The sequence below is a fragment of the Pseudomonas sp. Z5-35 genome (assembly GCF_051131945.1).
Lineage (GTDB): Bacteria > Pseudomonadota > Gammaproteobacteria > Pseudomonadales > Pseudomonadaceae > Aquipseudomonas > Aquipseudomonas marvdashtae.
Genome location: NZ_CP071640.1, coordinates 3848063 through 3871571, shown reverse-complemented (window position 1 = coordinate 3871571; position 23509 = coordinate 3848063). Strand labels below are relative to the sequence as shown.

Annotated in this window: 22 protein-coding genes and 1 pseudogene; 16 read left to right on the top strand and 7 right to left on the bottom strand. The window is 62.3% G+C overall.

What is annotated here, in order from left to right:
* The first annotated feature begins 76 nt into the window (after window positions 1-76).
* The 10 genes from J3P95_RS17625 (at window position 77) to J3P95_RS17580 (ending at window position 9622) form a co-directional block, all read left to right on the top strand.
* Window positions 77-832: a heme ABC transporter permease gene (locus J3P95_RS17625; RefSeq protein ID WP_434558066.1), complete on the top strand. Its 756-nt coding sequence runs from the start codon at window positions 77-79 to the stop codon at window positions 830-832.
* Window positions 829-1005, top strand: coding sequence for a heme exporter protein CcmD (gene ccmD / locus J3P95_RS17620; RefSeq protein ID WP_007939192.1), 177 nt, complete (start codon window positions 829-831; stop codon window positions 1003-1005). The genes J3P95_RS17625 and ccmD overlap by 4 nt, the downstream gene beginning before the upstream one ends.
* On the top strand, window positions 1002-1457 hold the full coding sequence (gene ccmE / locus J3P95_RS17615) for a cytochrome c maturation protein CcmE (RefSeq protein WP_186637124.1): 456 nt from the start codon (window positions 1002-1004) through the stop codon (window positions 1455-1457). Before ccmD ends, ccmE begins: the two co-directional genes overlap by 4 nt.
* A gap of 3 nt (window positions 1458-1460) precedes the next feature.
* Window positions 1461-3446, top strand: a complete 1986-nt coding sequence (locus J3P95_RS17610; RefSeq protein WP_434558065.1) for a heme lyase CcmF/NrfE family subunit — start codon at window positions 1461-1463, stop codon at window positions 3444-3446.
* Complete coding sequence (locus tag J3P95_RS17605) at window positions 3443-3979, top strand: DsbE family thiol:disulfide interchange protein (RefSeq protein ID WP_434580304.1); 537 nt, start codon at window positions 3443-3445, stop codon at window positions 3977-3979. The genes J3P95_RS17610 and J3P95_RS17605 overlap by 4 nt, the downstream gene beginning before the upstream one ends.
* Window positions 3976-4449 (top strand): cytochrome c-type biogenesis protein, encoded by a 474-nt coding sequence (locus J3P95_RS17600; protein WP_434558063.1) that lies wholly within the window; start codon window positions 3976-3978, stop codon window positions 4447-4449. Before J3P95_RS17605 ends, J3P95_RS17600 begins: the two co-directional genes overlap by 4 nt.
* Window positions 4442-5644 carry a c-type cytochrome biogenesis protein CcmI gene (ccmI, locus tag J3P95_RS17595; RefSeq protein WP_434558062.1) on the top strand — a complete coding sequence of 401 codons (1203 nt, stop codon included), beginning with the start codon at window positions 4442-4444 and terminating at the stop codon, window positions 5642-5644. Before J3P95_RS17600 ends, ccmI begins: the two co-directional genes overlap by 8 nt.
* A gap of 14 nt (window positions 5645-5658) precedes the next feature.
* Window positions 5659-6066: a hypothetical protein gene (locus J3P95_RS17590; RefSeq protein WP_434558061.1), complete on the top strand. Its 408-nt coding sequence runs from the start codon at window positions 5659-5661 to the stop codon at window positions 6064-6066.
* A gap of 214 nt (window positions 6067-6280) precedes the next feature.
* Window positions 6281-7156 carry a polyamine aminopropyltransferase gene (speE, locus tag J3P95_RS17585; protein WP_434580307.1) on the top strand — a complete coding sequence of 292 codons (876 nt, stop codon included), beginning with the start codon at window positions 6281-6283 and terminating at the stop codon, window positions 7154-7156.
* A gap of 378 nt (window positions 7157-7534) precedes the next feature.
* Window positions 7535-9622 (top strand): LTA synthase family protein, encoded by a 2088-nt coding sequence (locus J3P95_RS17580; protein ID WP_434558059.1) that lies wholly within the window; start codon window positions 7535-7537, stop codon window positions 9620-9622.
* Window positions 9623-9680: 58 nt separating this feature from the next.
* Here the strand turns inward: J3P95_RS17580 and J3P95_RS17575 are convergent, their stop codons facing one another.
* Entirely contained in the window at window positions 9681-9833 is a 153-nt protein-coding gene (locus J3P95_RS17575) for a DUF3309 family protein (protein ID WP_003183939.1), read from the bottom strand.
* A 288-nt stretch (window positions 9834-10121) separates the two neighbouring features.
* On the opposite strand from J3P95_RS17575, the gene J3P95_RS17570 reads away from it, so the two are divergent.
* The 3 genes from J3P95_RS17570 (at window position 10122) to csrA (ending at window position 11679) form a co-directional block, all read left to right on the top strand.
* The gene (locus J3P95_RS17570) at window positions 10122-10937 is read left to right on the top strand and encodes an SDR family oxidoreductase (protein ID WP_434580309.1); all 816 of its coding nucleotides are present in this window, start codon (window positions 10122-10124) and stop codon (window positions 10935-10937) included.
* Window positions 10938-10994: 57 nt separating this feature from the next.
* Window positions 10995-11327, top strand: coding sequence for a YnfA family protein (locus tag J3P95_RS17565; protein ID WP_434580311.1), 333 nt, complete (start codon window positions 10995-10997; stop codon window positions 11325-11327).
* 151 nt (window positions 11328-11478) lie between these two features.
* Window positions 11479-11679, top strand: a complete 201-nt coding sequence (gene csrA / locus J3P95_RS17560) for a carbon storage regulator CsrA (protein WP_186610467.1) — start codon at window positions 11479-11481, stop codon at window positions 11677-11679.
* On the opposite strand, the gene J3P95_RS17555 is transcribed toward csrA, so the two are convergent.
* The 5 genes from J3P95_RS17555 to mnmC all read right to left on the bottom strand — a co-directional run bounded on the left by J3P95_RS17555 (window position 11668) and on the right by mnmC (window position 19019).
* Window positions 11668-11895, bottom strand: coding sequence for a YheU family protein (locus J3P95_RS17555; protein WP_047226285.1), 228 nt, complete (start codon window positions 11893-11895; stop codon window positions 11668-11670). The two genes, csrA and J3P95_RS17555, sit on opposite strands and share 12 nt — an antisense overlap.
* Window positions 11896-12006: 111 nt before the next feature.
* Complete coding sequence (locus J3P95_RS17550) at window positions 12007-13197, bottom strand: osmoprotectant NAGGN system M42 family peptidase (RefSeq protein WP_434558057.1); 1191 nt, start codon at window positions 13195-13197, stop codon at window positions 12007-12009.
* Between the two features lie 179 nt (window positions 13198-13376).
* A complete protein-coding gene (gene ngg, locus J3P95_RS17545; RefSeq protein ID WP_434580313.1) occupies window positions 13377-15122 on the bottom strand; it encodes an N-acetylglutaminylglutamine synthetase in 1746 nt (581 codons plus the stop codon).
* Window positions 15123-15126: 4 nt separating this feature from the next.
* Window positions 15127-16899, bottom strand: a complete 1773-nt coding sequence (locus J3P95_RS17540) for an N-acetylglutaminylglutamine amidotransferase (protein ID WP_434580315.1) — start codon at window positions 16897-16899, stop codon at window positions 15127-15129.
* 137 nt (window positions 16900-17036) lie between these two features.
* Entirely contained in the window at window positions 17037-19019 is a 1983-nt protein-coding gene (mnmC, locus tag J3P95_RS17535; protein ID WP_434580317.1) for a bifunctional tRNA (5-methylaminomethyl-2-thiouridine)(34)-methyltransferase MnmD/FAD-dependent 5-carboxymethylaminomethyl-2-thiouridine(34) oxidoreductase MnmC, read from the bottom strand.
* A gap of 150 nt (window positions 19020-19169) precedes the next feature.
* Between mnmC and pap the strand changes: the two genes are divergently transcribed.
* Complete coding sequence (pap, locus tag J3P95_RS17530; RefSeq protein WP_434580318.1) at window positions 19170-20681, top strand: polyphosphate:AMP phosphotransferase; 1512 nt, start codon at window positions 19170-19172, stop codon at window positions 20679-20681.
* A gap of 104 nt (window positions 20682-20785) precedes the next feature.
* A complete protein-coding gene (locus tag J3P95_RS17525) occupies window positions 20786-21970 on the top strand; it encodes a thiolase family protein (protein ID WP_434580320.1) in 1185 nt (394 codons plus the stop codon).
* A gap of 149 nt (window positions 21971-22119) precedes the next feature.
* Here J3P95_RS17525 and J3P95_RS17520 read toward each other — a convergent pair.
* Window positions 22120-22311 (bottom strand): annotated as a pseudogene (locus tag J3P95_RS17520) (DUF6316 family protein); the annotation flags it as partial.
* 188 nt (window positions 22312-22499) lie between these two features.
* On the opposite strand from J3P95_RS17520, the gene J3P95_RS17515 reads away from it, so the two are divergent.
* Window positions 22500-23462: a DMT family transporter gene (locus J3P95_RS17515; RefSeq protein ID WP_434580322.1), complete on the top strand. Its 963-nt coding sequence runs from the start codon at window positions 22500-22502 to the stop codon at window positions 23460-23462.
* The last annotated feature ends 47 nt before the right edge of the window (window positions 23463-23509 follow it).

Genomic DNA, 23509 nt, shown 5'->3' with positions numbered 1-23509 from the left:
AACTGACCACTTCTTTTGAAGTAAAGGCCGACCTGGCGACTCGTGATGGCGAGCCGCGACCGTGATGGAAACTGCAATGAACTGGACCTGGTTTCATAAGCTCGGCTCACCCAAGTGGTTCTACGGCATCAGCGGCAAAATGCTGCCTTGGCTGAGCGTCGCCGCGCTGTTGCTGATCGGTATCGGCCTGGTCTGGGGCCTGGCCTTCGCGCCGCCGGACTACCAGCAAGGCAACAGCTTTCGCATCATTTATATCCATGTTCCGACGGCGATGCTGGCCCAGTCCATCTACGTGATGCTGGCGATCTGCGGGGTGGTCGGGCTGGTGTGGAAGATGAAACTGGCCGACGTCGCCTTGCAATGCGCCGCGCCCATCGGCGCCTGGATGACTGCCGTGGCGCTGGTCACCGGGGCGATCTGGGGCAAGCCGACCTGGGGTTCGTGGTGGGTCTGGGATGCACGACTGACGTCGATGCTGATCCTGCTGTTCCTGTACTTCGGTCTTATTGCGCTGGGCAACGCCATCAGCAATCGTGACAGCGCCGCCAAGGCCTGCGCGGTGCTGGCGATTGTCGGCGTGATCAACATCCCGATCATCAAATACTCGGTGCAATGGTGGAACACCCTGCACCAGGGCGCGACGTTCACCCTCACCGAAAAACCGGCGATGCCGGTCGAGATGTGGCTGCCGCTGCTGCTGACCGTGCTGGGTTTCTACTGCTTCTTCGGCGCTGTGCTGCTGCTGCGCATGCGCCTCGAAGTGCTCAAGCGCGAAGCCCGGGCCAGTTGGGTGAAGGCCGAAGTACGGAACAGCCTGGAGGCCGCTCGATGAGTTTCGCGTCATTCGGCGATTTCCTCGCCATGGGCCATCATGGCCTGTATGTCTGGTCAGCCTATGGCATCTGCCTGGCGGTGCTGGCCCTCAACGTGGCGGCGCCGATCCTGGCCCGCAAGCGGTATCTGCAACAAGAGGCGCGTCGTCTGCGCCGGGAGAACGGTCAGTGAATCCGCTGCGCAAAAAACGTCTTGTCATCATTCTTGCGATCCTCGTCGGGGTCGGCGCAGCGGTCGGCCTGGCCTTGAGCGCTTTGCAGCAAAACATCAACCTGTTCTACACGCCGACCCAGATTGCCAACGGCGAAGCGCCCGAGGACACCCGTATCCGCGCCGGCGGCATGGTGGAACAGGGCTCGTTGGTGCGCTCCGGCGATTCGCTGGACGTGAAGTTCAACGTCACCGACTTCAACAAGACCGTGACCATCACCTATCGCGGGATCCTGCCGGACCTGTTCCGCGAAGGGCAGGGCATCGTCGCCCTGGGCAAGATCAACGCCGACGGCGTGGTAGTGGCCGATGAAGTGCTGGCCAAGCACGACGAGAAATACATGCCGCCGGAAGTGACCAAGGCCTTGAAAGACAGCGGCCAGTCGGCGCCCGCTCCCGTGAAGGAGGGCTGATCGATGACGAGTCTCTACGTTCCTGAGTTGGGCCATCTGGCAATGATTCTGGCCTTGTGTTTTTCGGTGGTGCAGGCGGTGGTGCCGTTGCTCGGTGCCTGGCGTGGCGACCGTTTGTGGATGAGCCTGGCCCAGCCAGCGGCATGGGGGCAGTTCGCCTTCATGCTGTTTTCCTTCGGTTGCCTGACCTACGCGTTCATGGCCGATGATTTTTCCGTGGCCTATGTCGCCAGCAACTCCAACACTGCCTTGCCCTGGTACTACAAGTTCAGTGCGGTGTGGGGCGCCCATGAAGGGTCGCTGTTGCTCTGGGCTTTGATTCTCGCCGGCTGGACCTTCGCGGTCTCGGTGTTCTCCCGGCAATTGCCGCAAGTGATGCTCGCCCGCGTGCTGGCGATCATGGGCATGATCAGCATCGGTTTCCTGCTGTTCCTGATCCTCACGTCGAACCCGTTCGAGCGCATCCTGCCGCAAGTGCCGATGGACGGCCGCGACCTCAACCCGCTGCTCCAGGACATCGGCCTGATCGTCCATCCGCCGATGCTCTACATGGGCTACGTCGGCTTTTCCGTGGCCTTCGCCTTCGCCATCGCCGCGTTGCTCGGTGGTCGTCTCGATGCGGCCTGGGCTCGCTGGTCGCGCCCGTGGACCATCGTTGCCTGGGCCTTCCTCGGCATCGGTATCACCCTCGGTTCGTGGTGGGCCTATTACGAGCTCGGCTGGGGCGGCTGGTGGTTCTGGGACCCGGTGGAAAACGCCTCGTTCATGCCATGGCTGGTGGGTACGGCGTTGATCCACTCCTTGGCCGTCACGGAAAAGCGCGGCGTATTCAAGAGCTGGACCGTGCTGCTGGCCATCGCGGCCTTCTCCTTGAGCCTGTTGGGCACGTTCCTGGTGCGTTCCGGCGTGCTGACGTCGGTGCATGCCTTTGCCTCGGATCCTGAGCGCGGTGTGTTCATCCTGATATTCCTGCTGTTCGTGGTCGGTGGTTCGCTGACCCTGTTCGCCCTGCGTGCCCCGGTGGTGAAGAGTCAGGTTGGCTTTAACCTCTGGTCGCGGGAAACCTTGCTGCTGGGCAACAACCTGGTGTTGGTGGTGGCGGCGTCGATGATCCTGCTGGGGACGTTGTACCCGCTGGTGCTCGATGCATTGTCCGGGGCCAAGCTGTCGGTCGGCCCGCCGTACTTCAACGCGTTGTTCATTCCGCTGATGGCGATCCTGATGGTGGTGATGGCGGTCGGCATGCTGGTGCGTTGGAAAGACACGCCGGTGAAATGGCTGGTAGGCATGTTGACACCGGTGCTGCTGGGCACGGCTGCCCTGGCCGTGGTGGCGGGCGTTGCCTATGGCGACTTCAACTGGGCGGTGCTGGCGACATTTGCGCTGGCGGCCTGGGTGTTGCTGGCCGGTGTGCGGGACATCTTCGACAAGACCCGCCACAAAGGCCTGATCAAGGGGCTGCCGACGCTGACCCGCAGTTACTGGGGCATGCAGATCGCTCACTTGGGCATCGCCGTCTGTGCCCTGGGCGTGGTGTTGTCCAGCCAGAACAGCGCCGAGCGCGACCTGCGCCTGGCGCCGGGCGAGTCCATGGACCTGGGCGGTTATCAGTTCGTCTTCGAGGGCGCCAAGCATTTCGAAGGGCCGAACTTCACCTCCGACAAAGCCACCGTGCGGGTCATTCGCAACGGCCAGGAAATCACCGTCCTGCACCCGGAAAAACGCCTCTACACCGTGCAGAACTCGGTCATGACCGAGGCCGGGATCGATGCCGGTTTCACCCGCGACCTTTACGTGGCACTGGGCGAGTCCCTGGGTGATGGCGCCTGGGCGGTGCGGGTCCATGTCAAGCCGTTCGTGCGTTGGATATGGTTCGGTGGCTTGCTCACCGGCCTGGGTGGGGTGCTGGCGGCGCTGGACCGGCGTTATCGAGTCAAGGTGAAAGCCCGGGTGCGTGAAGCCCTGGGTGTGAATGGAGCCACTGCATGAAACGTTGGTTGATGGTGTTGCCGCTGGCGCTGTTCCTGTTGATGGCGGTGTTTTTGTACCGTGGGCTGTACCTGAATCCGAGCGAGTTGCCCTCGGCGATGATCGGCAAGCCGTTCCCGGCGTTTTCCTTGCCCTCCGTGCAAGGTGACAAGACCCTGACCCGCGCCGACCTGCTGGGCAAGCCGGCGCTGGTCAATGTCTGGGGCACCTGGTGCATTTCCTGCCGGGTCGAGCACCCGGTGCTGAACAAGCTGGCCCAGAACGGCGTGGTGATCTACGGCGTCAACTACAAGGACGTCAACGCCGATGCCCTCAAGTGGCTGGCCGAGTTCCACAACCCTTATCAATTGGACATCCGCGACGAAGAAGGCACCCTCGGCCTGAACCTGGGCGTCTATGGCGCGCCGGAAACCTTCTTCATCGACGCCAAGGGCATCATTCGCGACAAGTTTGTCGGCGTGATCGACGAACAGGTCTGGCGTGAGAAACTGGCGGCCAAGTATCAGGCCCTGGTGGATGAGGCCAAGCCATGAAGCGCTGGTTAGCCGCCGTCGTTCTTGGCTTGAGCCTGGCCGGCGTGGCTCACGCCGCCATCGACACCTATGAATTCGCTAACGAGGGTGAGCGCGAGCGGTTTCGCGAACTGACCAAGGAACTGCGCTGCCCCAAATGCCAGAACCAGGACATCGCCGACTCCAATGCTCCAATTGCCACCGACCTGCGCAGGGAGATATTCCGCATGCTCGGCGAGGGCAAGGACAACCAGCAGATCATCGATTTCATGGTTGATCGCTACGGTGAGTTCGTGCGCTACAACCCGGCCCTATCCTCCAAGACCGCGCTGCTCTGGTTCGGCCCAGCCGGGCTGCTGCTGGGTGGTTTCGTCGTCATTGCGGTGATCGTGCGTCGCCGCCGGGTCCAGCGCAGCGCTGCCCCGGACACGCTTTCTGTCGAAGAGCGCCAGCGCCTCGACCAACTGTTGGAAAAAACCAAGCATGATTGATTTCTGGCTCGCTGCAGGTCTGCTCCTCCTGGTTGCCCTGAGTTTCCTGTTGATTCCTGTGCTGCGCGGTCGCCGCGCCCAGTTGGAAGAAGACCGCACCGCGCTGAACGTGGCGCTGTACCAAGAGCGCGTCGCCGAGCTGCAGGCCGAGCGGGAGGAGGGCGTGCTCAATGCCGCGCAACTGGACACAGGCCGCGCCGAGGCCGCGCGGGAACTGCTCGCCGACACCGAAGGCGCCGATGCACCGCGTGAATCCCGCTTGGGCAAGCCGTTGCCACTGCTCGCTGCTGTGCTGGTGCCGATATTGGGCCTGGCGCTGTACCTGCATTTTGGCGCCAGCGACAAGGTCGAGCTGACCCGTGAATTCGCCCAGGCGCCGCAGTCGATGGAAGAAATGACCTTGCGCCTGGAGCGCGCAGTGGCGGCACAACCGGACTCCGCCGAGGGCCTGTATTTCCTCGGTCGGACCTACATGGCGCAGGACCGGCCGGCGGACGCGGCGAAGATCTTCGAGCGCACCGTGGCGGTGGCCGGTCGCCAACCCGAGCTGCTGGGACAGTGGGCCCAGGCGCAGTATTTCGCCGACGGCAAAAAATGGTCGGACAAGGTCCAGGCCCTGACCGACGAGGCGCTGAAGCTCGATCCGAAGGAAGTCACCAGCCTCGGCCTGTTGGGGATTGCCGCGTTCGAAGGCGAGCGCTATCAGGAAGCGATCGATTATTGGGGACGCCTGCTGGCGCAACTGCCTGAAGGTGACAAGTCCCGTGAAGCATTGCAGGGCGGCATTACCCGCGCCAGCGAGAAGCTCCAGGCCAGTGGCGGCAAGGTCGCTCAGGCGCCGGCGACCAAGGCTGCGGCGCTGCTCAAGGTGCGCGTCGACCTGGATCCGGCGCTCAAGGCCAAGGTGCAACCGGGCGACAGCGTGTTCATCTTCGCCCGCGCCGTTTCCGGTCCGCCGGCGCCGCTGGCGGCCAAGCGCCTGACCGTCGCCGACCTGCCGGCCAGCGTCGAGCTGGGCGACGCCGATGCGATGATGCCGCAACTGAAACTGTCCAACTTCCCCGAAGTCCAACTGGTGGCGCGCATCTCCCGGGCCGGTCAACCGACCGCCGGCGAGTGGATCGGTCGCAGCCAGCCCTTGGCGAGCAGTACCACCGCGCTGCAACAATTGACCATCGACAGTCCGGACCAATGACAGGAAATCGCACCATGACCGCCATCGCTCGTATGACCCTGCTCACGCTCGTCCTGGGCCTGAGTGCTTGTGCGGTCCAGCGCCCACCGGAGCCTCCGACGCCGTTGCCGCCCATTCCGCCTTCGACACCGACCACCAAGCCGGTGCCGTCGACCGCGCCCGGCAAACCAGTAACCCCGAACAAACCGGCCAAACCCGTGCCGCGCACCTCCGCCAGCTTCGCTCCGCCACCGGGTGGCAACAGTCACTGGGATGCCAAGCTTGGGGTTTATGTCCTCGATAACCAGACCAATACCTTCTACCGCCAGCGCACCTATTACCGCTGGAACAACGGCTGGAGCCGCTCCGTCAGCCCGAACGGACCGTGGGAAGAGACCACCATCGAGGGCGTGCCGGCGGGGCTCGGACGCAAATTCAACTAACGACTGTGATCGTTCTCACGCTCCGCGTGGGAATGCCGCCCCGGGACGCAGAGCGTCCTCTGTGACGCAGAGCGTTACTGGATGCGTTCCCACGCAGGCGTGGGAACGATCGGACTTTGGAGCGCCAAGGTTCGACCTGTCATCCCCAGCGTCGTAGAATGCGCGCCTTTGCGAGCCTCATTGGCCAACCGCGTATTTATCGGAGCACCTGACCATGACGACCACCCCGACCGGCGATTACCTGGAAACCCTCTACGAAGGCTACGGCCAGCGTTTTCGGATGGACAAGCTGCTGCATGAGGTGCGCACCGAGCACCAGCACCTGGTGATCTTTGAAAATCCGCGCATGGGCCGGGTCATGGCCCTGGACGGCGTGATCCAGACCACCGAAGCCGATGAATTCATCTACCACGAAATGCTGACCCACGTGCCTATCCTGGCCCATGGCGCGGTCAAGCGCGTGCTGATCATCGGTGGTGGCGACGGCGGCATGCTGCGCGAAGTGACCAAGCACATCGGCATCGAGCACATCACCATGGTCGAGATCGATGGCACGGTGGTGGACATGTGCAAGGAATTCCTGCCCAACCACTCCAAGGGGGCCTACGATGACCCGCGCCTGAATCTGGTGATCGACGACGGCATGCGTTTTGTCGCCACCACCCAGGAGAAATTCGACGTCATCATTTCCGATTCCACCGACCCGATCGGCCCGGGTGAAGTGTTGTTCTCGGAGAACTTCTACCAGGCTTGCCATCGTTGCCTGAACGAAGGCGGCATCCTGGTAACCCAGAACGGCACGCCATTCATGCAACTGGGTGAAGTGCAGACCACTGCCGGGCGCCTGCGCGGTTTGTTCGCCGACTGGCATTTCTACCAGGCAGCCGTGCCGACCTACATTGGCGGCGCCATGACCTTTGCTTGGGGCGCGACTGAACCTGCCTATCGCAAGTTGTCGTGTGAAACCCTGCGCGAGCGTTTCATCGGCAGCGGCATCGTCACCCGTTACTACAACCCCGAGATCCACATCGGCGCCTTTGCCATGCCGCAATATGTGTTGCAGGCAATCAACAAGCCGAGCAACGACTGAGGCCCCGGCAATTGAGGCGAGATGCTTCTGTGGCGAGGGAGCTTGCTCCCGCTGGGGCGCGAAGCGGCCCTCCTGGATCTACCTGACACACCCAGTTGCCTCTGCGTGTGTTGGGGGCCGCAGCCCAGCGGGAGCAAGCTCCCTCGCCACAAGAGCGCTCGGGCGCTTTTGTGTTTCCAGATATTCATTGAACGAAATTTTCACCAAACCTTGCGGACAATCCCACGCGCTTTTATTGCCGCGGTTATTTAATGGCAATGCCATGGCCGTTGGTGCAAGATTTGCGCCTTCGCGAAAGCCCCGGGCCTGTTATTGGCCAACAGAGGGCGCGCCGTTGTTCTTTTTTGTTCCTCCAATTCCAATAGGTCCCTAAACGACATGGCAATCCCGGACGCCCTGAGTCAGCAGCGCACCACGCATCGCCTGCTGCAACCGACCGTCAAATCGCACCTGGCCTATACGTTGCTCTGTGCCTTGGTGATGATGGTCATGCTGAGCCTGTTGCGCGTTGCGCTGCTGGTCTATAACCGCGAAATGATCCTCGACACCCCAGCCTCCACCTTCGTTGAAGCATTTGCCAACGGCCTGCGTTTTGACTTGCGCCTGGTCGTCTATCTCTGCATTCCGCTGCTGCTGGCATTGTTCAGCGCGCGAGCGATGGCGGCACGTGGATTCTTTCGTTTCTGGCTGACCGTCACTTCCAGTATTGCGCTGTTCTTGGGCCTGATGGAAATGGACTTCTACCGTGAATTCCACCAGCGCCTCAACGGCTTGGTCTTCCAGTATGTGAAGGAAGACCCGAAAACCGTGGCGAGCATGCTTTGGTACGGTTTTCCGGTGGTGCGTTACCTGCTGGCCTGGGTCGGCGGCACCCTGCTCATGAGCCTGGCGTTCAAGGGCGCCGATCGCGCCACCCGGCCGCGCGGGCCTTTCAGCGGCGGCAGCATCGGCACACGCCAGATCGCCCCGTGGTACGGACGTGTCGCGGTGTTCATGATCTGCCTGGTGGTGGCGGTGGCCGCTGCGCGTGGCACCCTGCGCCAAGGCCCGCCGCTGCGTTGGGGCGACGTCTACACCACTGATTCGAACTTCGCCAACCAATTGGGCCTCAACGGCACGTTGTCGTTGGTGGCGGCGGCCAAGAGCCGCATGTCCGAACACCGCGACAACATCTGGAAAGCCACCCTCGAGCAACCGCTGGCGCAACAGACCGTCCGTGACATGCTGGTGATGCCCGACGACAAACTGGTGGATACCGAGACGGCCGCCGTGCGCCGCGACTACACGCCGCCGGCCGACAAGACGCTGCCGATCAAGAACGTCGTGGTGATCCTCATGGAAAGCATGGCCGGTCACTCGGTGGGCGCCTTGGGCGCGCCGGGCAACATCACGCCTTACCTGGACAAACTGTCCAAGGAAGGCCTGCTGTTCGACCGTTTCTTCTCCAACGGCACCCACACCCACCAGGGCATGTTCGCCACCATGGCGTGTTTCCCGAACCTGCCGGGCTTCGAATACCTGATGCAGACGCCGGAAGGCAGCCATAAGCTGTCGGGCCTGCCACAGTTGCTCAGCGCGCGTGAATACGACGACGTGTATGTCTACAACGGCGATTTTGCCTGGGACAACCAGTCAGGCTTCTTCAGCAGCCAGGGCATGACCCACTTCATCGGGCGCAATGACTATGTGAACCCGGTATTCTCCGACCCGACCTGGGGCGTTTCCGACCAGGACATGTTCGACCGTGGCCTGATCGAGCTCAAGGCGCGGGAAAACGGCAAGCCTTTCTATGCCTTGCTGCAAACTCTGTCCAACCACACGCCGTACGCGCTGCCGACACCGTTGCCAGTCGAGCCGGTCACTGACCGTGGCAGCCTGAACGAACACCTGACCGCCATGCGTTACTCCGATTGGGCGCTGGGGCAGTTCTTCGAGAAGGCGCGCAAGGAGCCTTACTTCAAGGAAACGCTGTTTGTCGTGGTCGGCGACCATGGCTTCGGCAACGAGCGTCAGATCAGCGAAATGGACCTGGGTCGTTTCAACGTGCCGATGCTGTTGATCGGCCCGGGCGTCCAGGAAAAATTCGGCCAGCGCAGCCACACCGTGGGTACCCAGGTCGACATCGTGCCGACCATCATGGGCCGGCTCGGTGGGCAAGTGCGTCACCAGTGCTGGGGCCGTGACTTGTTGAACTTGTCGGAAGGCGACACCGGTTTTGGCGTGATCAAGCCGTCGGGTAGCGATCAGACTACCGCGATCATCCGTGGCGATACGGTTCTGATGCTGCCAAAGGATATGCCGCCGAAGATGTACCGATACGAACTGGGCGCCACCCCCCGTGCGCAAATTCTCCCGGATGCACCGGAGGCTGCCGAGTTGAAACTCAAGCTCGAAGCGTTCCTGCAAACCGCGACCAAGAGCCTGATGGATAACACCGCAGGCGTTATAGACGGCAAGCCGGACTGATATCGGCGACCCATAAAAAAAGAGGCCCGAAGGGCCTCTTTTTTTTTGCGCTTGGTATTTATATCTTGCCGAGTAACAGCAGGACCAACAGCACCACCAGTACGACGCCGATGATACCGGACGGGCCATAACCCCAACTTCTGGAGTGCGGGAAGACCGGCAGGCCACCGATCAGCAGGAGGATCAGGATGATGATTAGAATAGTGCCCATTGTTGATTTCCTTATTGGTCAGTTCTGGAGTGATGTAACTTTCAACTGCCAGCGCGCATGCATTAAATCCGGGCGGCTTAATAAGTCCGACCGTAACGCCCAGTAAAAAATTCAATGTTTTTTGCTGTTGCCATAACGCATGACTTTGGCGTTCGCAGGTTCCAGGCCAAGACTTCAAAACCGCCTGCGGTTTGCCCCCGCCATTCAGCAATCTGATGGAGCGTGGGTCCGGCCGGCGCCTTCGCTACACTCGGCCCATCTCTCCCGGAACAACAAGGCTGTTTCCCTATGCAAAATCGCATGATGATCACTGGTGCCGGCTCTGGCCTGGGTCGCGAAATCGCGCTGCGCTGGGCCCGCGAAGGCTGGCGCCTGGCCTTGTCCGATGTCAGCGAGCCTGGCCTGCTGGAAACCCTCAAGCTGGTACGCGCCGCAGGCGGCGACGGCTTCGTCCAGCGCTGCGATGTGCGCGACTACAGCCAGCTCACGGCGTTTGCCCAGGCCTGCGAGGAAAAACTCGGCGGCATCGACATCATCGTCAACAACGCCGGCGTAGCTTCAGGCGGGTTCTTCAGCGAATTGTCCCTGGAGGATTGGGACTGGCAAATCGCGATCAACCTGATGGGCGTGGTCAAGGGCTGCAAGGCGTTCCTGCCGCTGCTGGAAAAAAGCCGTGGGAAGATCATCAACATCGCTTCCATGGCTGCGCTGATGCAGGGCCCCGCCATGAGCAACTACAACGTGGCCAAGGCCGGTGTGGTGGCGCTGTCGGAGAGCCTGCTGATCGAGCTGGCGCAGCAGGAGATTGGGGTGCATGTGGTCTGCCCGTCGTTCTTCCAGACCAACCTGCTGGACTCGTTCCGCGGCCCGACCCCGGCCATGAAAGCCCAAGTCGGCAAATTGCTGGAAAGCTCGCCGATCAGCGCCGCCGACATCGCCGATTACATGTACCAGCACGTCGCCCAGGGCGAATTCATGATCCTGCCCCATGAGCAGGGGCGCATGGCCTGGGCCACCAAACAAAAGAATCCCAAGCTGTTGTATGACGAAATGACGGCCATGGCCGACAAGATGCGCGCCAAGGCCCGTCAGAACCAGGGTTGACCCCAGGTTCCAATGTCCTCAGGATGGCGCGCTCGTGCCTTCCTGATGGACTGCTCCATGCTCAACTATTTGTGGTTTTTTCTCGCCGCACTCTTTGAAATCGCTGGCTGCTACGCCTTCTGGATGTGGTTGCGCCAAGGCAAGAGCGCCTGGTGGATCGCGCCGGCGCTGCTCAGCCTGACGCTGTTCGCCCTCTTGCTGACCCGCATCGAAGCGACCTACGCCGGTCGTGCCTATGCCGCCTACGGGGGAATTTATATCATCGCTTCCATTGGCTGGCTGGCCGTTGTAGAGCGAGTACGGCCGCTGGGTTCCGACTGGATTGGCGTGGCGCTCTGCGTGTTGGGCGCGGGTGTGATTTTGTTTGGGCCGCGGTTCTCCGGTCCTTGAATTGACCCAGTGCCTGACCGGGTTTTGCAGGACGTTTCCTTCAGCTGCCGGAGTTTTGTTTGTAGGGGGTTACTGAATTCCCTCCGGCACCTTGTGCACAGAAAACAGCCCGGGCATGGTCGAGGTCCAGACATTCTTAAGGACAAGAGCCATGCTCGTACTAAGCCGCGCTGTAGGTGAGTTGATTTCCATCGGTGACGACATTTCCGTCCGCGTCCTGTCGATCAGCGGCAGCACCGTGCGTTTCGGCGTGGAGGCGCCCCGGCACGTCGACGTCCATCGCTCGGAAATCTACGACAAGATCCAGAGAAAAAAGGCCCAGGCCGCACGCAAGGCCTGTTCAGTCGAATAGGTGCTTGGGCACGTCATGCTTGAGCATCAGTTGGCACTGTTCGCTTTCGGGGTCGAAGACAATCATGGCCTGGCCTTTGGTCAGGGCCTGCCTGACCCGCAGAACTCGCGTCTCCAAAGGCGTATCGTCGCCATTGTCAGTCCCATCGCGGGTGACGAAATCCTCGATCAGGCGGGTGAGCGTGTCGACTTCGAGTTGGTCGTAGGGGATCAGCATCATAGGGCTCCGCTAAACAATGAAGCGGATGCTACGGTGGATAGGCCGTCGCGGCTAGCCTGGGCTTCGCGACGGCTGCTCCAGCGTTATCCCCCAATGCTTGAATCCGGATCACTGATCCGAACGCTGCCCGATCAGGCTGTCGACTGACGGCACGCGGGTATCGCTTTCCATCTGCGCATCGTGTTCGATCTGGTGGCTGAAGCGGTCCAGCGACCCCTGGGCGGGTTGCGCGTCGCTGGCAAACACCGGTGGGCTGAGGATATACGCGCCAAGCAAGCGGCTCAGTGCGGCCAGGCTGTCGATGTGGGTGCGCTCATAGCCATGGGTGGCGTCGCAGCCGAAAGCGAGCAGGGCGGTGCGGATGTCGTGGCCGGCGGTGATGGCCGAGTGGGCGTCGCTGAAGTAGTAGCGGAACAGGTCGCGGCGCGCCGGCAACTCGTTCTCGCGGGCCAGCTTCAACAGGTGGCGCGACAGATGATAGTCGTAGGGGCCTCCGGAATCCTGCATCGCCACGCTCACCGCATGTTCGCTGGAATGCTGGCCAGGTGCGACCGGAGCGATGTCGATCCCGACGAACTCACTGACGTCCCAGGGCAATGCCGCCGCCGCGCCGCTGCCGGTTTCCTCCGTGATGGTGAAGAGTGGGTGGCAGTCGATCAGCAACTCTTCGCCGCTGTCGACAATGGCCTTGAGCGCTGCCAGCAACGCGGCAACGCCAGCCTTGTCATCCAGGTGCCGGGCGCTGATGTGGCCACTTTCGGTGAATTCGGGCAACGGGTCGAAGGCGACGTAATCGCCGATACCGACCCCCAGTGTTTCGCAATCGGCGCGGGTGGTGCAGTAGGCGTCCAGGCGCAGTTCGATGTGGTCCCAACTGATGGGCATTTCATCCACCGCGGTGTTGAACGCGTGCCCGGACGCCATCAACGGCAACACACTGCCGCGGATGACGCCTGTGTCGGTAAACAGGCTGACCCGGCTGCCTTCGGCAAACCGACTGGACCAGCAACCTACCGGGGCCAGCGTCAGGCGGCCGTTGTCCTTGATGGCTCGAACCGAGGCGCCGATGGTGTCCAAGTGCGCCGAGACGGCTCGGTCAGGGCTGTTCTGGCGGCCCTTGAGGGTGGCGCGAATCGTCCCGCGCCGGGTCATTTCGAACGGAATGCCCAGCTCTTCGAGTCGCTCGGCGACATACCGCACAATGGTGTCGGTGAAACCGGTCGGGCTGGGAATGGCGAGCATTTCCAGCAAGACTTTCTGCAGGTATGCGAGATCCGGTTCGGGAATTTTACTGATCATGGAAACTCCTCACGGAACGTTAAGTGGGGATAGCAAACCTTGTGGCGAGGGAGCTTGCTCCCGCTGGACCGCGAAACGGTCCCTCTGAGTTCCAGGTTGATGCACGAACCCGGAGTACTACGGAGAAGGGCCGCTTCGCGCCCCGGCGGGAGCAAGCTCCCTCGCCACGGAAAGATATTTCAGACCGCCGCCTGGCTATGGGGAAACAACATATCCACAAAGCGTTCTGCGGTAGGTTGCGGTTCGTGGTTGGCCAGGCCGGCGCGCTCGTTGGCTTCGATGAACACGTACTCCGGCTGATCGGCCGCAGGCACGAGCAGGTCCAGACCGACCATGGGAATGTCCAGCGCCCGCGCGGCACGTACGGCGGCATCGTTCAGGGTCGGGTGAAGAATGCCGGTCACGTCTTCCAGCACGCCGCCGGTGTGAAGGTTCGCTGTACGACGCACGAACAGATGCTCGCCTGCGGGCAACACGCTGTCATAGTCGTAGCCGGCCGCACGCAACGTGCGTTCGGTCTCGGCGTCCATCGGAATCTTGCTTTCGCCTCCTGTGGCAGCCTGGCGTCGGCGGCTCTGGGCTTCGATCAGCGCGCCGATGCTGTGTTGGCCGTCACCGATCACTTCCGCCGGTCGCCGGATGGCCGCTGCCACCACTTCAAAGCCGATCACCACGATTCGCAGGTCCAGCCCCTCATGGAAGCTTTCCAGGAGCACGCGGCTGTCGAATTTGCGCGCCGCTTCGATGGCGCCCTGTACTTCTTCGATCGTCTGAAGATCCACCGCCACGCCCTGGCCTTGTTCACCGTCCAGCGGCTTGACCACCACGCGCGCGTGCTCATCGAGAAACGCCAGGTTGTCGTCGGCATTGCCCGCCAGTTGTTGGGCCGGCAAATTCAGGCCAGCGTTCTTCAACACTTTGTGGGTCAGGCTCTTGTTCTGGCACAAGGTCATGCTGATGGCGCTGGTCAGGTCGCTCAGCGATTCCCGGCAGCGGATGCGCCGGCTGCCATGTACCAGGGTGAACAGCCCGGCCTCGGCATCATCCACCTGCACTTCGATGCCGCGACGGTGCGCCTCATCGACAATGATTCGCGCATACGGGTTGAATTCCGCCTCCGGGCCAGGCCCCAGGAACAGCGGTTGATTGATGCCGTTCTTGCGCTTGATGGCGAAGGTCGAGAGGTTGCGAAAGCCAAGTTTGGCGTAGAGGTTCTTCGCCAAGCGATTGTTGTGCAGCACTGACAGGTCGAGGTAGCTCAAGCCACGGCTCATGAAGTGCTCGATAAGATGACGCACCAGCACCTCGCCAACGCCGGGGCGCGAGCACTGCGGGTCCACCGCCAGGCACCAGAGGCTGCTGCCGTTTTCCGGGTCGTTGAAGGCCTTCTGGTGATTGAGGCCCATGACGCTGCCGATCACCGCGCCGCTGTCGTCGTCTTCGGCCAGCCAGTACACCGGGCCGCCCTGATGGCGCGGGGTCAATCGCTGGGGATCGATGGGCAGCATACCGCGGGCCTGGTAAAGCTGATTGATGGCTTGCCAGTCGGAATCGCCTTGGGCTCGGCGAATCCGAAAACCGCGAAACACCCGCGTGGCTTGTCGGTAGTCACTGAACCACAGGCGCAGGGTGTCCGAAGGATCGAGGAACAGATGCGCCGGTTCTAGCCCAAGCACTTGCTGGGGCGCGGCGACGTACAAGGCGATGTCGCGTTCGCCGGGTTGTTCGTTGAGCAGTTCCTGGGCCAGGCTCGCCGGGTCCGGGAAGGTATGGCCGATCAGCAATCGGCCCCAGCCACAGTGCACCGCGATCGGGGCGGCGCCCAGCTCGCTGCCGTCTTCGGCCAGGCGTGCTTGCAGGCGTTCATAGGACGGTGGCTGGCCGCGCAACAGTCGTTGGTTGTGAAGGGTCGGGTGGGGTTTCATGATTTCAGATTCCTTGCTCGCTGAGCCACAGGTTCAGCGCCGCCAATTGCCACAGCCTCGAACCGCGCAGGGGCGTCAGCTGGCCATTGGGGTCGGTCAACAAACGGTCGAGCATGGTCGGGTTGAACAAGCCACGATCCTGGCTCGGATCCAGCAGCAATTCACGAACCCAGGCCAGCGTGTTGCCTTCCAGATGTTTGAGGCCCGGCACCGGGAAATAGCCTTTCTTGCGGTCGATGACCTCGCTCGGGATCACCCGGCGAGCGGCTTCCTTGAGCACGTGCTTGCCGCCATCGGGCAGCTTGAATTCAGCTGGCACTCGGGCTGAAAGTTCCACCAGCCGGTAGTCGAGGAACGGCGTGCGCGCTTCCAGGCCCCAGGCCATGGTCATGTTGTCCACGCGTTTGACCGGGTCGTCCACCAGCATCACGGTGCTGTCCAGGCGCAGGGCCTTGTCGACTGCGGCATCGGCGCCCGGTTGGGCGAAATGTTCCTTGACGAAGTCACCGGCCGCGTCGTTGGCCGTCAGCCATTTGGGCTGCACGGTAGCGGCATACTCTTCGTAGCTGCGGTCGAAGAAGGCCGCGCGATAGGCGGCGTACGGGTCGCTGGCGCCGTCCACTTGGGGATACCAGTGATAACCGGCGAACAGTTCGTCGGCGCCCTGGCCGCTTTGCACCACTTTGCAATGCTTGGCCACTTCCCGCGACAACAGGTAAAAAGCGATGCAGTCGTGGCTGACCATCGGCTCGCTCATGGCGCGGAATGCCGCGGGCAGTTGTTCGATGATTTCTTTTTCATCGATGCGCAACTGGTGATGCCGGGTGCCGTAGTGCTTGGCGATCAGGTCCGAATACTGGAACTCGTCACCGCGCTCGCCGCCGGCGTCCTGGAAGCCGATGGAGAAGGTCGACAGGTCCTCGACGCCCACTTCGCGCAACAAGCCCACAAGCATGCTCGAATCCACACCGCCCGAGAGCAACACGCCGACATCGACGGCGGCGCGCTGGCGAATGGCGACGGCTTCGCGGGTGCTGTCGAGCACGCGGTCGATCCAGTCTTCCAGCTTCAGATTCTGCTCATCGGCCCGTGGGCCGTAGGGCAGCGTCCACCAGGTTTTCTGCTCGGTGGTGCCATCCGCCTCGATGCGCATCCAGGTCGCGGGCGGCAGTTTCTCGATGCCCGCCAACAGGGTACGCGGCGCAGGGACGACGGCGTGGAAATTCAGATAATGATTGAGCGCCACCGGGTCGAGCACCGGGTTGATGTCACCGCCCTTGAGCAGCGCTGGCAACGCCGAGGCAAAGCGCAGGCGCTGGCCGGTACGCGACAGGTACAGCGGCTTCACGCCGAGGCGGTCGCGGGCGATGAACAGCCGCTTGGCGTCGCGTTCCCAGATGGCGAAGGCGAACATGCCGTTGAGCTTGGGCAGCAGGGCTTCGCCCCAGGCGTGATAACCCTTGAGCAGCACTTCGGTGTCGCCGCCGGAATGGAAGGTGTAGCCCAGGCCTTCGAGTTCGGCGCGCAGTTCCGGGTAGTTGTAGATCGCACCGTTGAATGCCAGTGCCAGGCCCGATTGATTGTCGGTCATCGGCTGCGCCGAGCCGTCGGAGAGGTCCATGATCTTCAGGCGACGATGGCCGAGGGCAATCGGTCCCTGGCTATGGAACCCCCACGCGTCAGGACCGCGAGGGGCCAGGTGATGGGTAATTCGCTCTACGGCCGCAAGGTCCGCAGGTTGTTGATCGAAACGTAACTCTCCAGCTAATCCGCACATAAGTCCTTACCGGTTTTTCCGTTGGGGAGGGGTCAAGCCATACGCGCCAGAAGGGCGGGTACTCTGAAACTGACCGGTGGGATTGCTGTGAGTTTTATATCAATGCGTTATAAGCCGACGGGTGGGACAGGTTTGCGTCAAGCCTTGCCCCGAATCAACGCCCGTAGCGCAAATCGGTTCGGATGGCAGGCTTCGGCCACGCTTCGTGGCAATGGCAGCGGTTCGTTGTCCAGCCAGGCGGCGATCAGTTCGCCCGACAGCGGTGCGCTGATCAAGCCCCGTGAGCCGTGGCCGCTGTTGACGTACAGGCCATCGAGCCAAGGGCATGGATGGTCCGGCACTTGGCGGGCATCCTTGGCCAGGGCGCAATACGTTTCGGTGAACTCCCCCAGATCGGCCAGCGGCCCGACAATCGGCAGGTAGTCCGGACTGGTGCAGCGAAACGCCGCACGGCCTTCGAGGTGCTCAGGATCCAGGGCGCTGGCTTCCAGGCGATCCACCAGGTCGAGGGAGATCTCTTCGAGCATCTGCAGATTGCCGGCGTGCTCGGCGGCGGTGGGGGTCAGGTCGTCATTCTTGAAGTCGAAGCTGGCGCCGAGGGTGTGCTCGCCCATGCGCGGCGGGGCCACGTAGCCTTCGGCGCAGACCACTGTCGCCAGGCTTTGACTGCGGGGGGTTTGGGGCAGGCGGCTGATTTGTCCGCGAATGCGCTTGAGAGGAAGTTCGGCGGCCGGTGCGAAGCGTTTGATTTCGGCGGCACTGGCGAGGATCACCACCGGGGCGCTGGCCACGCAACGTTGCCCATCCCAGGCCTGCCACTGGTCGTCGACACGCCGCAGTTCCAGTACCTCATGGTGTGGTAGCAATGCAATTGCCGAGTCCGAGGCTTGCCAGCGACACAAGGCTGGCGGATGGACCCAGCCGCCCTCGGGATAAAACAGGCCGCCACAGGCCAGGCCGATCCCCGCCTGCGCCTGCGCCTCGGTGCGATCGAGGACCTTCAGCAGGTTGGTTGGGAACGCGTCGGCCAGTCGCGCCTGGCGCTCGGCTTCCTTGTCGTTGAAGGCCAATTGCAGGACGCCGCAACTGTCCCAGTCAATGCCTCGCTGCAAGTGTTCCAGCAATCGACGGGTGTAGCCGAAACCGCTGAGGATCATCTGCGACAACGCTGTGCCGTGGGCCGACAGCTTGAGGTACAGCACGCCCTGGGGATTGCCGGACGCTTCCTCGGCCAATCCGGCGTGGCGTTCCAACAACGTCACTTGCCAGCCTCGGGCCGCGAGACTCGCCGCGCTGGCGCAACCGGCCAGGCCGCCGCCGATCACCAAGGCCCGGCGTTCGCCGCTGTGGGGAGCGGGGCGGGCGTACCAGGGTTTGGCCAGCGCTGGCGCTGGTGCTTGCTCCGGCCAGCCGAGAAACACGCCGCGAAGAATCTCCCATTTATGACCGATGCCCGGCGTGCGCTTCATCTTGAAGCCCGCCGCGTTGAGCCGCCGCCGCACCCAGCCGGTGCTGGTAAAGGTGCTGAGGGTGGCGCCGGGCGCCGCGAGCCGCGCCAATTCGGCGAACAGCTCGGCGGTCCACATCTCGGGGTTTTTCGCTGGCGCGAAGCCGTCGAGGAACCAGGCGTCGATGGGCCCGTCCAGTTGCGGCAGTTGTTCCAGGGCATCGCCAATCAACAAGGTCAGCGTCACTCGGCCATCGGCCAGGGTCATGCGCTGGAAACCCTGGTGGATCGCGACGTACTGCCCCAGCAGTTGGTCAGCCTGAAACTTTAGCTCAGGCCACAAGGCCAAGGCCCGGCGCAAATCCTCGGGGCCCAGGGGGAATTTCTCGACGCTGACAAAATGCAGTCGCGCCCCGGCCGGTGCGCATTGCTCGAACAGTTGCCAGGCGCAGAGAAAATTCAGCCCGGTGCCAAACCCGGTTTCGCCGATCACCAGGCGCCCATCGTCCGCCAGCGCGGCAAAACGCTCGGCCAGGTTGTTCTGCGCAAGGAACACGTAGCGGGTTTCTTCCAGGCCCGACCGGTCGGAGAAATACACATCGTCGAACAGCCGCGAACGTGGAAGACCCTGGTCATCCCAGTCGAGTTGGGCGTGGTGCTGGATGGGCGTCATGGTGGGCTCGGTCAAAACAAGGTCGCCATTCTAGCCGATCGGCGGGGCAATGCTTGATCCACGGCAAGCGTGGGCAGGTCTGAAGGGAATCTGCTGCGCAGGGGCGAATCCAATCCGCTAGTCTTGCCCCATTCCTGGAAGGAGCTGCCCATGTTCGAGTCCGCTGAAATCGGTCACGTCGTTGATAAAGAAACCTTTGAAGCCGAAGAGCCGGCGCTGCGCGAGGCGCTGCTCGAAGCCCAATTCGAGCTGCACCAGCAAGGCCGCTTCCCGGTCATCATCCTGATCAACGGCATCGAAGGCGCGGGCAAGGGCGAGACAGTGAAGTTGCTCAATGAGTGGATGGATCCACGGTTGATCGAAGTGCGTACCTTCGACCAGCAGACCGATGAGGAACTGGCGCGGCCGCCGGCGTGGCGCTACTGGCGGATGCTGCCCGCCAAGGGGCGCATGGGAATTTTCTTCGGCAATTGGTACAGCCAGATGCTGCAAGGGCGGGTGCACGGCGAGTTCAAGGACCCGCGACTCGACCAGGCGATCAACGGTGCCGAACGCCTGGAGAAGATGCTCTGCGATGAAGGCGCGTTGATCTTCAAGTTCTGGTTCCACCTGTCCAAGAAACAGATGAAGGCCCGCCTGAAAAGTCTAAAGGACGACCCCTTGCACAGCTGGCGCATCAGTCCGCTCGACTGGCAGCAATCCCAGACCTACGACAAGTTCGTCAAATACGGTGAGCGCGTGCTGCGCCGCACCAGTCGCGACTATGCGCCATGGCACGTGATCGCAGGCGCCGATGCCTGTTATCGCAGCCTCGCTGTCGGTCGCATCCTGCTCGAAGGGCTGCGCCAGGCCCTGGACCGGCCCAAGGTCAAGCCGGAAAAAGGCAACGTGGCGCCACTGCCGGCGCTGGATGGCCAGGTCACGTTGATTGACAGCCTGGACATGACGCTGCGCCTGGATAAACCCGATTACGAAGAACAATTGATCACCGAGCAGGCGCGGTTCGCCGGTTTGCTGCGCGACAAACGCATGCGCCGGCACGCCCTGCTGGCGGTGTTCGAAGGCAACGATGCGGCGGGCAAGGGCGGGGCGATCCGTCGGGTCGCGGCGGCGCTCGATCCGCGCCAGTACAGCATCGTGCCGATTGCCGCGCCCACCGAGGAGGAGCGAGCCCACCCCTACATGTGGCGCTTCTGGCGACATATCCCGGCACGGGGCAAGTTCACCATGTTCGACCGCTCCTGGTATGGCCGGGTGCTGGTGGAGCGGGTCGAGGGCTTCTGCAGCCGCGCCGATTGGCTGCGAGCCTACGGTGAGATCAACGATTTCGAGGAACAACTGGCCGACGCCGGCGTGGTGGTGGTCAAATTCTGGTTGGCCATCGACAAGGAAACCCAGTTGGCGCGTTTCCAGGAGCGCGAGGAAATCCCTTTCAAGCGCTTCAAGATCACCGAGGACGACTGGCGCAACCGCGACAAGTGGGACGCCTATCGGTCGGCGGTCTGCGACATGGTCGATCGCACCAGCACTGAAATCGCTCCCTGGACCCTGGTGGAGGCCAACGATAAGCGCTGGGCTCGGGTCAAGGTGTTGCGCACGATCAATGAAGCACTGGAACAGGCCTTCGAGCGATCGGCCAAGCAGGCGCACAAAAAGAAGTAGCACGATGGGCTCGCATACGCGGGGTGAATGATTGTCGCGTTCGGTTATGCAGTGGATCTATCCTCGAATCCACTCTTAACCGATAACAACAATGAGGTGCCGCCATGCGTGAAGTGGTGATCGTCGACAGTGTACGAACGGGTTTGGCCAAGTCCTTTCGCGGCAAGTTCAACATGACCCGTCCGGACGACATGGCGGCGCATTGTGTCAACGCGCTGTTGGCGCGTAACGGGATCGACCCGGCCAGCGTCGAGGACTGCATTGTCGGCGCCGGCTCCAACGAAGGCGCCCAAGGCTACAACATCGGACGCAACGTGGCGGTGCTCTCGCAGTTGGGCATCGGCACGGCCGGTATGACGCTGAACCGCTTCTGTTCCTCCGGCCTGCAAGCGATCGCGATTGCCGCCAACCAGATCGCCTCCGGCTGCAGCGAGATCATTGTCGCCGGTGGCGTGGAATCGATCAGCCTGACGATGAAAAGCGTCAATACCGACAACCTGATCAACCCGCTGCTCAAGGAACAGGTGCCGGGGATCTATTTTCCGATGGGCCAGACCGCCGAGATCGTCGCGCGCCGTTACCAGGTCAGCCGTGAGGAGCAGGACCGCTACGCCTTGCAGAGCCAGCAGCGCACGGCCCGGGCCCAGGCCGCCGGGTTGTTTGACGATGAAATCGTGCCGATGACGGTGAGATACCGGGTCGAGGACAAGAACACCGGTGCGGTGCAGATCGTTGAAGGCGTGGTTGAGCGCGATGATTGCAACCGCCCCGATACCACCTACGAAAGCCTGGCCGGGCTAAAACCGGTGTTCGCCGAAGACGGCTCGGTGACGGCGGGCAACTCGTCGCAGTTATCCGACGGCGCCTCGATGACTCTGGTGATGAGCCTGGAAAAAGCCCTGGCGTTGGGGCTCAAGCCCAAGGCATTTTTCCGCGGCTTTACCGTGGCTGGCTGCGCGCCGGACGAGATGGGCATCGGCCCGGTGTTCTCGGTGCCCAAATTGCTCCAGGCCAAGGGTTTGCAGATCGGCGATATCGATTTGTGGGAGCTCAACGAGGCGTTTGCGTCCCAGTGCCTGTACAGCCGCAATCGGCTGGAGATCGACAACGAGAAATACAACGTCAACGGCGGCTCGATCTCCATCGGCCACCCGTTCGGCATGACCGGCTCGCGACAAGTCGGGCATCTGGTGCGTGAGCTGCAACGACGCAACCTGCGCTACGGCGTCGTGACCATGTGCGTGGGCGGCGGGATGGGGGCGACGGGGTTGTTCGAGGCGGTTCGATAGCCGCTGCTTCCAACGGCTCTTGTGGCGAGGGAGCTTGCTCCCGCTCGGCTGCGAAGCAGTCGTCAATGGGTCGATAGTTACGGATGGACAGCAGAGGGGCCGCTTTGCGGCCCCGCGGGAGCAGGCTCCCTCGCCACGGGGTTCTCAGTGACCTTGGCCAGTTGCATCATCCGCTGGATATACGACGCTATTTCCTGTTCCGCCTCCTCGCGGCTGTTGAACGGACCCTCCTGTGTGCCTTCGCGGGTACTGAAGTAAAACTCGCCATTGATCCGGCAGATCCGGTCGCTGCGGAAAATCGTCTTTGGGGCGTCGGTATCCTGCGCGCGCGTTCCTGGCATTTCGGGTCTCCATAGGGCCTGCTGGGTCGTCTCAACTGAGCATATGTGTTGGCATTGATTTGCGCCTGCCCAGCCGATCGACGGCTGCGACCCGTACAATCCCGGTAGCGGCGCAGATCTAATTGTCCCTGTGTCGCCGAGCGATCCGAGCCTAGAATGGGCGTTCATGTCTTGGCTTCGAGGGTTGCATGCACATTTCGTCCGGTCGCTGGGTCTATGGCCTGTTCCTCGCCCTGCTGACCGCTTTGTTGTGGGGAATCCTGCCGATCAAGCTCAAGCAAGTGCTGCAAGTGATGGATCCGGTCACGGTCACCTGGTTTCGGCTGTCGGTGTCCGGCGGCCTGCTTTTCGCCTACCTGGCGGCTACCCGACGCCTGCCCAGCCGCAAGGTGCTCGGCCCGCGTGGCGGCTGGCTGGTGGGCATGGCGGTGCTGGGGCTGGTAGGCAATTATGTGTTGTACCTGATGGGCCTGAACCGCTTGAGCCCAGGCACCGCGCAACTGGTGGTGCAAATGGGGCCGATCATGTTGTTGGTCGCCAGCCTGTTTGTGTTCAAGGAGCGTTTCAGCGTGGGGCAGGGCATCGGCTTGCTGGTGCTGCTGATCGGTTTCGCGCTGTTTTTCAACCAGCGCCTTGTTGAGCTGTTGACGTCCTTGAGCGAGTACACCGCCGGCGTTCTGTTGGTATTGCTGGCCTCGACTGTCTGGACGTTCTATGCCCTGGGCCAGAAGCAATTGCTGACGGTCTGGAATTCGTTGCAGGTGATGATGGTGATCTACCTGTTTTGCGCGCTGTTGCTCACGCCTTGGGTGCACCCGTTGGAGGCGTTGCAACTGAGCCCCTTGCAAGGCTGGCTGTTGCTCGCCTGCTGCCTCAACACCCTGATCGCTTATGGCGCGTTTGCCGAGGCGCTGGCCCATTGGGAAGCCTCGCGAGTCAGCGCGACCCTGGCGATTACGCCGCTGGTGACGTTCGCCGCCGTGGCAATGGCTGCCTGGTGGTGGCCGGACTACGTGCATGCCGAGCAGATAAATCTGCTGGGGTATGGCGGGGCGGTATTGGTGGTGTTGGGCTCGGCGCTGGTTGCGCTGGGTCCATCGCTGATCGCCGGGCTCAGGGCTCGGCGCGAGCGGATGGTTGCAGGACGATAGAGCGCCTGATGATCGTTCCCACGCGGGGCGCGGGAACGAACTCACTG